Raw genomic sequence first — 13835 nt, 5'->3', positions numbered from 1 at the left:
TCGGAAAATCGTTTCGGCCGGAATGAACCGGCTTTATCACTCGTCATAGTGAGCGGAGTTGTCACGCGCGGTCGTCGCCCGAACGGCCCACTGCGGCAAACGACGGACGACGACCACGCTCTGTCCCTCAATTTGGTGACAGATCGTAGTTTCGCTACCCGGGGCCGCCGGGTTTCGATACCGTGCCCGCCATCCCGGACCGGGGAAGATCCCCCGCTTCACCGGGTGTCTCGAAAGAAATCACCATGTCGGGCGACATCGAACCGGCTTGGGCGGCAAGGCCACAACATCGGGCACATATTTGAGCTTGACCCACCCGTTGGGGGCACGGAAAGTAGTTCGACCGGGCTACGTGGCTACCGTACGTAGGCTGATCGGGTGATTAGGACACCCTGTGCATCCGCGCAACCCGTAACCGGAATTCCCTCGTTTGTGACGCACGGGCGGTTTTCGGGCCGCTTGGATCGTTCGGAAGCACACTTTTCGCTGGTCAGCACCCGTGTACTGAACGGAATTGACGGCACCCGGATTGGTGTACGATTCTTTGGCCCGGCCGACCCGCAGTGATCGATTGGCAAAGAAAAGTTGATCTCGACGACCATGCACTTCGCAGGTTGCGACCTGCACGTGCAGGTGCAAGACCTCCCGGCGCGGACCGGTGTTCCTGGGGACACTGGGAGCGCGGGGAACGACGGACGAGGTCCTTCACGCCGCGATCGATCACGTGGTCAGGCCGGGGTCGAGTTCCCCGCAGGCAGGTACCTCGCGGGAACGGACGCCTCAGACCGTGCCAGGACGCCGGACAGGGAGTCACCTACGTGACCGTTGCAGGAGAAGGCCAAGTGCCGGTCGGGGAGCTGCTGGGACGCACTCCCCGGCCATCTCGGTGGGCCACCGGCTGGCGCACGCTCGTGCGCTGGCGGGACTGGAGCCTGCCGGTGAAGCTGTCGGCCGTGACGCTGGTGCCGATCCTCATCGCGCTGGCACTGGGCATCGCCACCATCGCCGGCCAGGTCGGCCGTTCCGACGGCTACCAGCGGCTCGACCGCCTCGTCGCGCTGAGCGGGCACATCCGCACCCTCACCGACGGCCTCGGCCGCGAACGCACCCAGTCCGCCGCCGGGCTGACCGCCGGCACCGTCGGCGGGACCCTGGAGCTCGGCTCGGCCCGCGCCGACGTCGACACCGCCATCCCGCTCTACGGTGCAGCCGCGTCCCGCGCGGTGGAGAACGAGCCGTCGCTCCGTCAGGCGCGCGAAGCCGCGGCCGCCCAGCTCGACCGGCTGCCCGACATCCGGCAGCGGGCGTCCTCCGGACAGCTCGACCCCGTCCAGGCGATCGGCGAGTACACCGAGGTGACCACCGCGCTGCTCGCCCTCGACACCGCGCTGGCGGCCGGCGCCAGCCAGGACGACCTCGGCGGCACCCCGACGGCACTGCACGACCTCGCCGTGATGAAGGAACAGCTGTCACTGAGTCAGGCGCTGGTCTCCTTCGGCATCGCGCGGTCGGGCCTCGCGCCGAGCGAGCTCGACCAGCTGCGCACCGCCGAACTCCGGCTGACCGACCGGCTCACCGACTTCCGCGCCGCCGCGTCGGAACGGCAACGCCAGGAATTCGGCGCCGCCGTCACCGACCAGGCGATGGAAAACCGGGACAGGCTGGCGAAAACGGCGCTCGGCGAGCAGGGAACCCCGTCGGCGCAAGCGTTCCGCACGTTGTCCGCGCAGGGCTGGACCGACGCGTCGACCGCGGTGATCGGCAAGGTCGGCGAGGTCGCGAACAAATTCGGCGCCGAGACGAGCGCGGTGTCGGCCGAACTGGTCGACGACGCCAGCAGCGGCGCGGGCCTGCTCGCGGTCCTGCTGTTCGGCGCGATGGTGCTCGCCGTCGCCGTCGTCTTCCTCATCACCCGCCAGCTGCTGCGTTCGCTGAAGGTGTTGCGCGCCAGCGCACTCGACGTCGCGGAGAAGCAGCTGCCCGACGCGGTCCGCAACATCCAGGAGGGCCGTTCGCAGGGCACCGACGTGCGGCCGGTCCCGGTCGGCAGCGACGACGAGATCGGCGAGGTCGCCAGGGCCTTCGACAAGGTGCACCACCAGGCGCTGCGCCTGGCCACCGAGCAGGCCTCGATGCGCACCGGCTACAGCAACGTGTTCGTCAACCTCTCCCGCCGGAGCCAGAGCCTCGTGCAGCGGCAGCTGCAGCTGATCGAGCGGCTGGAGCGCGACGAAGAGGACGCCGACCAGCTGGCCACGCTGTTCCAGCTGGACCACCTCGCCACCCGGATGCGCCGCAACAACGAGAACCTGATGGTCCTCTCCGGCGCCGAGCCGGGCAGGCGGTCCGGTCAGCCCGTCTCCGCGACCGACGTCGTACGCGCGGCGGTGTCCGAGATCGAGCAGTACCAACGGGTCACCGTGCAGAACCCGCCGCCGGTGCGGCTGGTCGGGTACGCGGCCAACGACCTGATGCGCCTGATCGCCGAACTCCTGGACAACGCCACGGCGTTCTCCGCGCCGGAGACCCAGGTGACCGTCGCGACCAGGCTCGTCGAAGACGGCTCGTTCGGCATCGACATCCTCGACAAGGGCATCGGCATGAACGAGGCCGAGGTCGCCGAGGCCAACGCCCGGCTCACCGAAGCCCCCAACGTCGACCTCACCACTTCGCGCCGGATGGGCCTGTTCGTCGTCGGACGGCTGGCCAGCAGGCACCGCATCGGGGTCTCGCTGCACGGCGGCAAGGACATCGTCGGCGTGCGCGCCACCGTCTCGGTCCCGGCCGACCTGGTGATGGTCCCGCCCGGGGGAGACCCCGGCCCCGCCACCGGCCCGATCACCCAGCGGCTCGCGCCGTTGCCGCCGCAGCAGCCGGGCGGCCTGCCCCGCCGCCAGCGGCCCGCGAACGGTTCGCGCCCGGCGATGCCGAGCGTCCCGTCGCAGGGCGGCGAGCGGTGGCCGTCGACGGGCGATCTGGCCGGACACACCAAATCCGGGGTGAACGGGCACAGCCACCCCCAGGAGGCGCGGCCGCCGTCCGATCTGGAGATCTCGGGGACGGCGCTGTTCAGCCCGATCCCCAGGGACGAGACGACCCCGCCCGCGCCGGAGCCCCGCCGTCCCGAACCGGAACCCGCCGCCGAGCCCGAGCCCGAACCGGTCGCCAAGGAGGCGGACAAGCCCGCCACGGCCGACGGCGATCTGCCCAGCGGCAAGGAACTGTTCGAGGCCAAGAACAACACGACGCTGAGCGAGTGGTGGAACCAGGCGGCCACCCCGGCGCCCGCCGCACCGGCGGCGCCGACCGCGGCGCCCAAATCGGAGACGACGCCGATCTTCGACGAGATGCTCTCGGCGTGGTTCCGTTCGCCCGCGCCCGCTCCGGAAAAGCCCGCGGCGGAACCCGCGGCCAAGAAGGAGAAGCCGGGGGCGAAGGAGCCCGAAGCGGAGAAAGCGGCCGAGGCCGCTTCCACCGCCGAGCAGGAAGCCCGCAACTGGGATTTCGCCAGCGACAAGGCCTTCCGCACGGTGCAGGAGGTCTCCCAGAACGCCCCGTCGACGTTCACCCAGGCCGGGTTGCCGCGTCGCCGCAAGGGCGAACAGCTTCTGCCCGGCAGCGCGGCGTCGTCGGTCCCGGCCGCCGAACCCGCCGCCAAAGCGGAGCTGCCGGTCCGCGACCCGGCGAACGTGCGCGGCAGGCTGAGCAGCTTCCAGCAGGGTGTCAAACGAGGCCGCAAGGAAGCGGCGGACAAGGCCGCGCCGGCCGCCGCCGAGACGGCGACCGCCCAGCCGGACACGAAGCCCGAGCCCGCGAAGGCCCCCGAGCCGTCGAAGGCAGCTGAAACGTCGAAGGCACCCGAGGCCGCGAAGGCACCGGAGACGGCCGAGCGCCCGGCGGCCCCGCCCGCCGCGTTGCCGAGCAGGAAACCGCAGGCAGCGACCCCGGAACCGGAGCCGGTCGCCGCCACCGAGCGGACGGACGCCTGGAACTTCGGCTCCGACGAGGGCTGGAAAGCCGCCCAAGCGGTGTCCCAGTCCGTGCCCTCTCGGATGACTTCGGCAGGATTACCCAGGCGCCGTCGCGGGGAGCAGTTGCTCCCGGGCAGCGCGGGACCGCCCGCCGGGGCGGTCACCCCCCGACCACAGCGAGACGCGCACGACGTGCGCGGTCGCCTGAGCAGTTTCCAGCAGGGCATCCAGCGCGGACGGCACCACACAGCCCAGGCGACCGAAGCCAACCACGAAACCCTGGAGGGTGAATGACCTCGCCGAACCCGGCCCAGCCCCAGCAGAACCAGTTCGGGTGGCTGGTGAACGACTTCGCCGAGCGGGTACCCGGAGTGGCGCACGCCGTGGTCGTGTCGGCGGACGGCCTCCTGCTCACCGCGTCCAGCAGGCTCCCGCTGGACCGCGCCGATCAGCTGGCCGCCGTCGCGTCCGGCCTGGTGAGCCTGACCCAGGGCGCCGCGCGCTGCTTCGAGGCGGGCGCGGTCAACGAGACCGTCGTCGAGATGGAACTCGGCATCATGGTGCTGATGTCCATCAGTGACGGCTCCTGCCTGGCCATCCTCGCCGCCCCCAACTGCGACATCGGACAGGTCGCCTACGAGATGACGATGCTCGTCGATCGCGTCGGCCAGATCCTCACGCCGGAACTCCGCGCACAATTGCAGGGCGCCGGTGGGTCGCTGATCGGCGAACCGGTGGGATGATGTCCCGATGAGCACCGGATCCGGATCCTTCGGCGAACCGCCGGGGACGGGTGAACACCAGCCTCCGCACGCGGGGGCTGCCCATGCTGCCGGTTCACGGGACGACGGCACGTTCGCCGACGTCCTCAACGGCTTCACCTTGGATTCGGGTCGTGGTCGTCGGAAGCGCAAGAAGAGCAAGCAGTCAGAGGATTCCCAGGTGGGCGGGGCACACGCCACCGGGGAACCGGCAGTCCCGCAGCCGACCGATCAAGGAGACCGCGTGACCTCACTTGCCTCTCCACCCGACAGCGGCGCAGGTGCCGTCGGGCCGAGACCAGGTGGTCTTTTCGACCCGGGCCCGCCCAGCGGCGAGTTCATCATGCCCGCCGTCTTCGAGCAGGCGCCGTCGCCGCTCGAAGAGACGGCGATCGTCCGTCCCTATGCCCTCACCGGGGGCCGGACCAAGGCGAACTACGCTCTCGAGCTGGAGACCCTCATCTCCACCAAGGACCATGTCGCGGCGGGTAGCCTCCCCGCGGTGGCCGCGGACCAGATCGAGTGCGTCTCGATCATCGAGGAGTGCCGCACCCCGCGTTCGGTCGCCGAGATCGCGGCTACCCTGCGCGTACCACTGGGTGTGGCACGCGTGCTGATCAGCGACGCGGCGGACGCGGGGCTGGTCAGCGTGCACAAGACGATTTCGGGCAATGACGGCGCCGAGGCACATCTGGTGTTGATGGAAAGGGTTTTGAGTGGACTCCGTCGGCTTTAAGGCACCGCGGGAAACCGCGCCCCCGACCATGACATCCGCGAAGATCGTCGTGGCGGGTGGCTTCGGTGCGGGCAAGACGACCTTCGTCGGTTCGGTGTCGGAGATCGTCCCGCTCACCACCGAGGCGATGATGACGGACGCCAGTCGGGGGATCGACAACCTCGACCAGACGCCCAACAAATCGACCACCACGGTCGCGATGGACTTCGGCCGGGTCTCCCTGGACGCGGACCTGATCCTCTACCTGTTCGGCACGCCCGGGCAGCAGCGGTTCTGGTTCATGTGGGACGACCTCGTCCGCGGCGCGATCGGCGCCGTGGTGCTGGCCGACACGCGACGGCTGGCCGACTCGTTCGCGCCGATCGACTTCTTCGAGGACCGGGGCCTGCCCTATATCGTCGGGGTGAACACCTTCGACGGCATCCTCGAGCACGACATCAACGACGTGCGTGAAGCGCTGTCGATCGACCCCAACATCCCGATCGTCCGGTGTGACGCGCGGGAGCGGGAGTCGACGAAGCAGACGCTGATCACGCTGGTCGAGTACGCGATGCGGCAGTGGATCGCGTTGCGGGCGAGCAACGCGAGGTGATCCTGACGGCGGCAGCGTAGGGGCTGCCGCCCAGGTTTCACGCCTTTTCGTAGGTCAGCAGGACCGCGCGCCCGTCCATCGTCCGGGTGCCGGTCAGCCGCAGGTTCGTGCGTGCGCCGCCGCCGAACACCTGCTTGCCGCCGCCGAGCACCACCGGGTGCACGACGACGTGGGCCTCGTCGATCAGGCCGCGGTCCGAGAGCGCGGTGGCGAGCTCGGCCCCGCCCATCAGCAGGAGATCCTTACCGGGCCTGCTTTTGAGTTCGGTGACCCGTTCGGTGAGGTCGCCGCCGATCACTTCGGTGTTCCAGCCGGCCTTGTCCAGCGTCCGGGAGAACACGATCTTCGGCGTCTCGCGCCAGATCGGGGCGTACTCCAGGTCGTGCGGGTGGTCCGAGATCGTCTCGGCCTCCGGCCAGTACGACGACATCATCTCCCAGACGCGCCGTCCGTAGACGAGGGTGTCGGCGCGGCCGGTGAGTTCCTTGGAGTGGCCGGACAGGTCGGAGCCCATCTCGGCCCAGTCGAACTCGCCCTTCGGGCCTTCGATGTGGCCGTCGAGCGAGGTGTGGACCGCGTAGACGAGCTTGCGCATGGCTTGATCCCTTCGGTGTGGCGTCCCGTCTTCCGGGCGCCGGACACCCAGGGGTCGGAGCGGCCGCGGCGTTCTCGACACACCTTCCCGCGTTTAGTCCTCTGAATGCGGGAAGGCGCATTCAGAGGACTAAATGCGGGCGACTCAGTACTCGTCGTGGCGCTTCCACCAGTGCCCGGGGCCGTCGGTCCCGCGACCGGCCTCCTCCCAGGCCTCCTGCCGCCCGAGCGGCGTCAGGTCCAGGTAGCGCAGTGTCCCGATCAGCTGGTCCCCGCCACGGTTCGTGGTGAAGTAGGTGCGGAACACGTCGTCGCCGTCGCGCAGGAAGACGCTGACGCCGAAGCCCCCGTCGACACCGGAGTCCGGGTTGAAGGAACCGAGGGTCGAGACCCAGGGCATGGTCCAGCCCATGCGCTCCTTGTACCGCTCGATCTCGGGCAGCGACGCCGGCGCGACCACGTACAGCGTGGTGTCGCGGGCGTGCAGGTGGGCGAGGTGGCCGATGTTGTCCACGAGCATCGAGCAGCCGGGGCAGCCCGCCTTCTGCCCGGGCGCGAGCATGAAGTGGTAGACGATCAGCTGACGTCGGCCCTCGAAGAGGTCCAGCAGGGTCATCTTGCCCTGGGGGCCTTCGAATTCGTATCCGCTGTCGAAGCGGACCATCGGCAGGCGTCGCCGTTCGGCGGCGACCGCGTCGGCGGCCCGGGTGAGTTCTTTTTCCTTCGCCAGCAACGCGTCTCGGGCGATCTGCCATTCGCCGGCCGAGACGATCGGCGGCAGGGTGGCGGTCTCAGGCATCGTGTTCGCCTTTCTGAAGTTCGGCCAGGTGTTCTTCCATGCGGTCGAAACCGCCTTCCCAGAAGCGCCGGTACCGCTCGACCCAAGCGGAGACGTCGGCGAGCGGGGCGGCCTCCAGCCGGCAGGGCCGCCATTGCGCCGTCCGGCTCCGGCTGATCAAGCCCGCGCGCTCGAGGACCTTGAGGTGTTTCGAGATGGCCTGGAGGCTGACCGGAAAGGGTTCGGCCAGCTCGTTGACGCTGGCCTCGCCGGTGGCGAGCCGGGCGAGGATCGCCCGCCGGGTGGGGTCCGCCAAGGCGGCGAACGTGGCGCTGAGCTGATCAGTGGTCATCGCTGCTCAATCAATCGGTTGTTTAACCCTTGAGTTGAATATACTGGTGCGCGTTGATCTGTCAAGGACGAGTGAGAGCGCCGTCACGCGAGTGGATGGGTTTAAAACAGTAGGAAGTCCTAGTATTTTGAAGGGATGAGCAGCGATCTGCACCGGCCCGTGAACCCCGTTCGCTTCGTGACGGCGTCGAGCCTCTTCGACGGGCACGACGCGTCCATCAACATCATGCGGCGGATCCTGCAGTCGCAGGGCGCGGAGGTCGTGCACCTCGGACACAACCGGTCGGTCGACGAGGTCGCCACCGCGGCCATCGCCGAGGACGTCCAGGGGGTGGCCATCAGCGCCTACCAGGGCGGGCACGTCGAATACTTCAGCTACCTGGTCGAGCTGCTCAACGAGCGCGGCGCGGGGCATATCAAGGTGTTCGGCGGCGGTGGCGGCGTCATCGTCCGCGAGGAGATCGACCTGCTGCACTCGCGGGGTGTCGCGCGGATCTTCTCGCCGGAAGACGGCTACGAGATGGGCCTCCCGGGCATGATCAACCTGATGATCAAGGCCTGCGACACCGATCTCGCGGCGCAGTCGCCCGGCTCGCTGGACAAACTGCTCTCGGGTGACATCCCGGCGCTGTCGCGGGTCATCACGCAGCTTCAACGCGAGGCGCTGCCGCAGGACGTGCTCGACAAGATCACGGAGGCCGCCAAGTCGCGGACCGTGCCGGTCCTCGGCATCACCGGGACGGGTGGTTCCGGCAAGTCGTCGCTCACCGACGAGCTGATCCGCCGGTTCCGGCTGGACCAGGAGGACAAGCTCCGCATCGCCGTGCTGGCCGTCGACCCGTCGCGCCGCAAGGGCGGGGGAGCGCTGCTCGGCGACCGCATCCGGATGAACTGCCTCGACGGCAGCCCGGTCTACTTCCGGTCCCTCGCCACGCGGACCACCAGCGGCGAGATCCCCACCGGGCTTTCCGAGTCCATCCTCGCCTGCAAGGCGGCGGGCTTCGATCTGGTGATCGTCGAGACGCCCGGCATCGGCCAGGGCGACGCCGGCATCGTCGACTACGTGGACCAGTCGCTTTACGTCATGACGCCGGAGTTCGGCGCGGCGTCGCAGCTGGAGAAGATCGACATGCTCGACTTCGCCGACGCGGTGGCGATCAACAAGTTCGAGCGCCGCGGCGCCGAAGACGCCCGTCGCGACGTCGCGCGCCAGCTCGTGCGCAACCGCGAGGCGTTCAGCTCCTCGCCCGAGGACATGCCGGTCTACGGCACCAGCGCCGCGAAGTTCAACGACGACGGCGTCACCGCGCTCTACCAGCACTTGCGCGACACCCTCGCCGAACGCGGGCTGACCGTGTCGGCCGGTGTGCTCCCGCACGTCGAAGGCAAGGTCTCCACCGACGCCAGCACGATCATCCCGGCGAACCGGACGCGCTATCTCGCGGAGATCTCCGAGACCGTCCGCGGTTACCACGCCAAGACCGAGCAGCAGGTCGCCGCGCTGCGCAAACGCGAGCACCTCGCCGCCGCCAAGGAGGCGCTGGCCGCCGTCGACGCGAGCACCGACGCGCTCGACGGCCTGCTCGCCGCCGCTGAGTCCGATGTGGACGGTGAATCGACGAATCTCCTGGCGCGCTTCCAGGAGCTGGCCGAGTCCTACCGTGCCGACGAGCTGGTCGTGAAGATCCGCGACAAGGAGCTGCACACCCAGCTCTGGCGCGACACGCTGTCCGGCAACCGGATCCCGCGCGTGGCGCTGCCGCGCTACACCGAATCCGGTGAGCTGCTGTCGTTCCTGCGCCGCGAGCACCTGCCCGGATACTTCCCTTACACCGCGGGCGTCTTCCCGTTCAAGCGCGAGGGTGAGGACCCGGCGCGCATGTTCGCGGGCGAGGGTGACCCGTTCCGGACCAATAAGCGGTTCAAGCTCCTCTCGGCCGATTCCGACGCGAAGCGCCTTTCGACCGCCTTCGACTCGGTGACGCTGTACGGGCACGACCCGCACACCCGCCCCGACATCTACGGCAAGGTCGGCACCTCGGGCGTCTCCATCGCGACGCTGGAGGACATGGAGGTGCTCTACGACGGCTTCGACCTGACCTCGCCGAGCACCTCGGTGTCGATGACGATCAACGGACCGGCGCCGACGATCCTCGCGTTCTTCCTCAACACCGCGATCGACCAGCGGATGGCGGCGTTCAAGGCCGAGCACGGCCGCGAGCCGTCCGAAACCGAGGCCGCCGAACTGCGCGAGTGGGCGCTGCGCAACGTCCGCGGCACCGTGCAGGCGGACATCCTCAAGGAGGACCAGGGGCAGAACACCTGCATCTTCTCCACCGAGTTCAGCCTGCGCATGATGGCCGACATCCAGGAATGGTTCATCGAGCACGGCGTCCGGAACTTCTACTCGGTGTCGATCTCCGGGTATCACATCGCCGAGGCCGGGGCGAACCCGATCTCGCAGCTGGCGTTCACCCTGTCGAACGGTTTCACCTACGTCGAGAGCTACCTCGCGCGCGGGATGGACATCGACGACTTCGCGCCGAACCTGTCGTTCTTCTTCTCCAACGGCATGGACGCCGAGTACTCGGTGCTGGGCCGGGTCGCGCGCCGGATCTGGGCGGTCGCGATGCGGGAGCGCTACGGCGCCAACGAGCGCTCGCAGAAGCTCAAGTACCACGTGCAGACCTCCGGCCGGTCGCTGCACGCGCAGGAGATGAGCTTCAACGACATCCGCACCACGCTGCAGGCGCTGTGCGCGCTCTACGACAACGCGAACTCGTTGCACACCAACGCTTTCGACGAGGCGATCACCACGCCGTCGGAGAGCTCGGTGCGGCGCGCGATGGCCATCCAGATGATCATCAACAAGGAATGGGGCCTGTCGAAGAACGAGAACCCGCTGCAGGGCTCGTTCATCATCGACGAGCTGACCGACCTGGTCGAAGAGGCCGTTCTGCTGGAATTCGACCGGATCTCCGAGCGCGGCGGGGTGCTGGGCGCGATGGAGACCGGCTACCAGCGCGGCAAGATCCAGGACGAGTCGATCCTGTATGAACGCCAGAAGCACGACGGCACGCTGCCGATCATCGGCGTCAACACCTTCCGCAACCCGAACGGCGGCGAGAACGACGTCGAGGTGGAACTCGCGCGGGCGACCGAGGACGAGAAGCGTTCGCAGCTGGAGCGGCTCGAGGACTTCCAGCGCCGCCATCACGCCGAGGCGCAGGTCGCGCTCAAGACGCTGCGCGAGGCCGCGACCCGCGGCGGCAACCTGTTCGGTGTCCTGATGGACGCGGCGCGGGTGTGCTCGCTGGGCCAGATCACCGAGGCGTTCTTCGAAGTGGGCGGGCAGTACCGGCGCAACGTCTAGCGGCACGGGAATATCGCGGCGCGTGTCCGGGTAGTTGCTGGACATGGAGATCGGAATCGCCACCTTCATCACCGATGAAGGCATCAGGCCGGACGTCCTCGCCGCGGCAGCCGAAGAGCGCGGCTTCAGCTCGCTCCACATCGCGGAGCATTCGCATATCCCGGTCAGCCGGGAAACGCCGTACCCGGGCGGCGGCGAACTGCCGCGCGTGTACTACCGGACCCTGGACCCGTTCGTCGCGCTGACGGCGGCGGCCGGGGCCACGTCGACCCTGAAGCTGGGGACGGGCGTCGCGTTGCTGCAGCAGCGCGACGTCATCCACACGGCGAAGGAGGTCGCTTCGCTGGACCTCGTCTCGCGGGGCCGGTTCGTCTTCGGCGTCGGCGTCGGCTGGAACCGGGAGGAAATGCGCAATCACGGCACGGATCCGCGCACCCGCGGCGCGCTCGTCGACGAGCAACTCGCCGCGCTGAAGGAGATCTGGACGAAGGACGAGGCCGAATTCCACGGCGAGCACGTCGACTTCGACCCGATCTTCGCGTGGCCGAAGCCGGTGCAGAAACCGCATCCGCCCATCTACATCGGCGGCGCGGGGCAGAAGGCGATGGAGCGGATCGCCAAGTTCGGCGACGGCTGGCTGCCGCACGCGCACACCCCGCCGGAGGAGCTCCGCCGGGCACGGCAGTGGCTGGCCGACCAGGGACGCGAGGACATCAGGTTCTCGGCCTTCGGTGCCACGCCGGAAGAGGACGCGCTGGGCAGGCTCGTCGAGGGCGGCGTCGACGAGGCGACGCTCTTCCTGCCGACCGAGCCCGAAGCGGCGACACTGGACCGACTCGACCAGTTCGCGAAGGTCGCCGAGAGCTTTCGAAAGGGGCAGCAGGCGTGACTGAGGTTCAAATCGGCTTGGCCGCGGCGTTGGAGCAGTTCTCCCCGCGCGAGTCGATCCGGCTGGCCGCGCTGGCCGAAGAGCACGGGTTCTCCGGCCAGATGGCGGCCGACCACTTCCAGCCGTGGGTCCCTCAACAGGGTGAAGCGTCGTTCGTGTGGAGCGTGCTCGCGTCGTTGGCGGAGAACACCACGGGCGACCTCGGGCCGGGCGTGACGTGCCCGTCGTTCCGGCTGCACCCGTCGATGGTCGCGCAGGCCGCGGCGACGCTGGAGGCGACCTATCCGGGCCGGACGTGGCTCGGTATCGGGTCTGGCGAAGCGCTCAACGAACACATCATCGGCGGCTACTGGCCCGAAGCGCCCGAGCGGGTCCGGCGGATGTTCGAGGCGCTGGAGATCATCCGGAAGCTGTTCACCGGCAAGGACGTCAAGCACAGCGGCGAGTTCTTCAAGCTGCACACCACCCGGCTGTGGACGCTGCCGGACGAGCCGCCGCCGATCTACATCGCGTCGGCCGGGCCGTACACCTCGCGCAAGACCGGTGAGCTCGCGGACGGGCTGATCACGCCGGGCGCGTCGATCGAGAAGCTGGCGGGGATCCTCGACAACTTCGGCACCGGGGCGCGCAAGGCGGGCAAGGACCCGGACTCGATGCCGAAGCTGCTGCAGGTGCACCTGTCGTGGGCCGAGGACGACGAGACGGCGTGGGCCAACGCGCTCGACCAGTGGCCCAACGGCGGCATGAAGTTCCCGAAGGCCGACATCCGCTCGCCGTTCGACTTCGCGCAGATGGCGAAACTGGTGCGGCGTGAGGACTTCGAGGGGCGCATGGTCGTGTCGTCCGATCCGGACGTGCACCGCGCGGCGCTGCAGAAGTACGTCGACGCCGGCTTCAACCGGATCTACATCCACAACGTGGGGCGGAACCAGGATCAGTTCATCGAGACCTTCGGGCGGGACGTGCTGCCCAAGCTGACCGCCTGACGCGCGCTATGAACGGGACGTTCCTTGCAAATTTCGCAAGGAACGTCCCGTTCATAGCGTTCAGACGTTCTTGTCCAGCAGCAGGTGCACCGACAGCTCCAGCCGGTTCGCGACGTCGGCCGCCGACGCGCGCCGGGTCACCCAGGCGACCAGGTTCGCCATCCAGACGTCGGCGATGACGTGGAAGATGTCGCGATCGGCCTCGGTCGGGTCCTCGATGCCCATGGCCTTGGCGAACATGTTCTCCATCAGCCGCCCGACCTGCTCGACCTCGGCGGCCGCGGTCGTGTCGGCGAACATGAACGCGCGGACCATCGCCTCGGTCAGATGCGGATCCCGCTGCATCAGCCGGGTGTTGCGGCCGAGGACGAACATCAGCCGCTCGCTCGGGGTGTCGCCGGGGATGGCGGCGCGGTCGAGTTTCTCCTGCGCGCGCTCGAATTCCCTGGCCAGCCCGGAAACCAGCAGATGGATCTTGGAGGGGAAGTAGCGGTACAGCGTGCCGAGCGCGACGTCCGCCTTCTCGGCGACCGCCCGCATCTGGACCGCGTCGTACCCGCCCTTCGCGGCGAGCGTCAGGGTCGCGTCGATGATGCGGCGCCGCCGGTCGCGTTGGGCCGCGGAGCCGAGTTCCTCGCCGCCCAGCGCGGAGAGACCGTTGCCGCTTCGCGCCTTCGCGCTCGTGGGTGCCTTGGCCTTCCCTGGCATCGCCACGTCCCCCTTCGTCGGAACTTGTTCCACTTTCCTCACGTAGCGTACCTAAGCGGACGAACTGTTCAAGACGTGACCCACTGGGCAAGAAAC

At 68.7% G+C, this 13835-nt stretch carries 11 protein-coding genes; 7 read left to right on the top strand and 4 right to left on the bottom strand.

What is annotated here, in order from left to right; translation table 11 throughout:
• The first annotated feature begins 842 nt into the window (after window positions 1-842).
• From AB8M46_RS30135 to AB8M46_RS30120, 4 genes are read left to right on the top strand one after another with little or no spacing between them, the layout of a single operon-like run.
• The gene (locus tag AB8M46_RS30135) at window positions 843-4265 is read left to right on the top strand and encodes a nitrate- and nitrite sensing domain-containing protein (RefSeq protein WP_394362435.1); all 3423 of its coding nucleotides are present in this window, start codon (window positions 843-845) and stop codon (window positions 4263-4265) included.
• Window positions 4262-4714, top strand: a complete 453-nt coding sequence (locus AB8M46_RS30130; RefSeq protein ID WP_005166055.1) for a roadblock/LC7 domain-containing protein — start codon at window positions 4262-4264, stop codon at window positions 4712-4714. The genes AB8M46_RS30135 and AB8M46_RS30130 overlap by 4 nt, the downstream gene beginning before the upstream one ends.
• 7 nt (window positions 4715-4721) lie before the next feature.
• On the top strand, window positions 4722-5468 hold the full coding sequence (locus AB8M46_RS30125; protein WP_172843509.1) for a DUF742 domain-containing protein: 747 nt from the start codon (window positions 4722-4724) through the stop codon (window positions 5466-5468).
• Window positions 5469-5496: 28 nt separating this feature from the next.
• The gene (locus AB8M46_RS30120) at window positions 5497-6060 is read left to right on the top strand and encodes an ATP/GTP-binding protein (RefSeq protein WP_007033694.1); all 564 of its coding nucleotides are present in this window, start codon (window positions 5497-5499) and stop codon (window positions 6058-6060) included.
• Window positions 6061-6097: 37 nt separating this feature from the next.
• On the opposite strand, the gene AB8M46_RS30115 is transcribed toward AB8M46_RS30120, so the two are convergent.
• The 3 genes from AB8M46_RS30115 to AB8M46_RS30105 all read right to left on the bottom strand — a co-directional run bounded on the left by AB8M46_RS30115 (window position 6098) and on the right by AB8M46_RS30105 (window position 7784).
• Complete coding sequence (locus AB8M46_RS30115; protein WP_394362399.1) at window positions 6098-6655, bottom strand: dihydrofolate reductase family protein; 558 nt, start codon at window positions 6653-6655, stop codon at window positions 6098-6100.
• Window positions 6656-6799: 144 nt separating this feature from the next.
• Window positions 6800-7453 carry a DUF899 domain-containing protein gene (locus AB8M46_RS30110; protein WP_037343426.1) on the bottom strand — a complete coding sequence of 218 codons (654 nt, stop codon included), beginning with the start codon at window positions 7451-7453 and terminating at the stop codon, window positions 6800-6802.
• On the bottom strand, window positions 7446-7784 hold the full coding sequence (locus AB8M46_RS30105) for an ArsR/SmtB family transcription factor (protein WP_394362398.1): 339 nt from the start codon (window positions 7782-7784) through the stop codon (window positions 7446-7448). The genes AB8M46_RS30110 and AB8M46_RS30105 overlap by 8 nt, the downstream gene beginning before the upstream one ends.
• Before the next feature lie 135 nt (window positions 7785-7919).
• Here AB8M46_RS30105 and icmF point away from each other — a divergent pair, with 135 nt between their 5' ends.
• From icmF to AB8M46_RS30090, 3 genes are read left to right on the top strand one after another with little or no spacing between them, the layout of a single operon-like run.
• Window positions 7920-11156, top strand: a complete 3237-nt coding sequence (gene icmF, locus AB8M46_RS30100) for a fused isobutyryl-CoA mutase/GTPase IcmF (RefSeq protein WP_394362397.1) — start codon at window positions 7920-7922, stop codon at window positions 11154-11156.
• Window positions 11157-11199: 43 nt separating this feature from the next.
• A complete protein-coding gene (locus tag AB8M46_RS30095) occupies window positions 11200-12045 on the top strand; it encodes an LLM class F420-dependent oxidoreductase (RefSeq protein WP_394362396.1) in 846 nt (281 codons plus the stop codon).
• On the top strand, window positions 12042-13031 hold the full coding sequence (locus AB8M46_RS30090) for a TIGR03557 family F420-dependent LLM class oxidoreductase (protein ID WP_394362395.1): 990 nt from the start codon (window positions 12042-12044) through the stop codon (window positions 13029-13031). Before AB8M46_RS30095 ends, AB8M46_RS30090 begins: the two co-directional genes overlap by 4 nt.
• Window positions 13032-13091: 60 nt before the next feature.
• Here AB8M46_RS30090 and kstR read toward each other — a convergent pair whose 3' ends face one another.
• Window positions 13092-13739, bottom strand: a complete 648-nt coding sequence (gene kstR, locus AB8M46_RS30085) for a cholesterol catabolism transcriptional regulator KstR (protein WP_038523880.1) — start codon at window positions 13737-13739, stop codon at window positions 13092-13094.
• Between the last annotated feature and the right edge of the window lie 96 nt (window positions 13740-13835).

This window comes from Amycolatopsis sp. SB7-3, assembly GCF_041021335.1.
In the GTDB taxonomy this organism is placed as follows: Bacteria; Actinomycetota; Actinomycetes; order Mycobacteriales; family Pseudonocardiaceae; genus Amycolatopsis; species Amycolatopsis japonica.
Note: the sequence above shows the minus strand (reverse complement) of the source record. Positions and strands in the feature narration are given on the sequence as shown.

Bases quoted from the DNA above. Each gene is read 5' to 3' on its own strand.
- AB8M46_RS30130 (WP_005166055.1), top strand. From the start codon at position 4,262: ATGACCTCGCCGAACCCGGCCCAGCCCCAGCAGAACCAGTTCGGGTGG.
- AB8M46_RS30125 (WP_172843509.1), top strand. From the start codon at position 4,722: ATGAGCACCGGATCCGGATCCTTCGGCGAACCGCCGGGGACGGGTGAA.
- AB8M46_RS30120 (WP_007033694.1), top strand. From the start codon at position 5,497: ATGACATCCGCGAAGATCGTCGTGGCGGGTGGCTTCGGTGCGGGCAAG.
- AB8M46_RS30115 (WP_394362399.1), bottom strand. From the start codon at position 6,655: ATGCGCAAGCTCGTCTACGCGGTCCACACCTCGCTCGACGGCCACATC.
- AB8M46_RS30110 (WP_037343426.1), bottom strand. From the start codon at position 7,453: ATGCCTGAGACCGCCACCCTGCCGCCGATCGTCTCGGCCGGCGAATGG.
- AB8M46_RS30105 (WP_394362398.1), bottom strand. From the start codon at position 7,784: ATGACCACTGATCAGCTCAGCGCCACGTTCGCCGCCTTGGCGGACCCC.
- icmF (WP_394362397.1), top strand. From the start codon at position 7,920: ATGAGCAGCGATCTGCACCGGCCCGTGAACCCCGTTCGCTTCGTGACG.
- AB8M46_RS30095 (WP_394362396.1), top strand. From the start codon at position 11,200: ATGGAGATCGGAATCGCCACCTTCATCACCGATGAAGGCATCAGGCCG.
- kstR (WP_038523880.1), bottom strand. From the start codon at position 13,739: ATGCCAGGGAAGGCCAAGGCACCCACGAGCGCGAAGGCGCGAAGCGGC.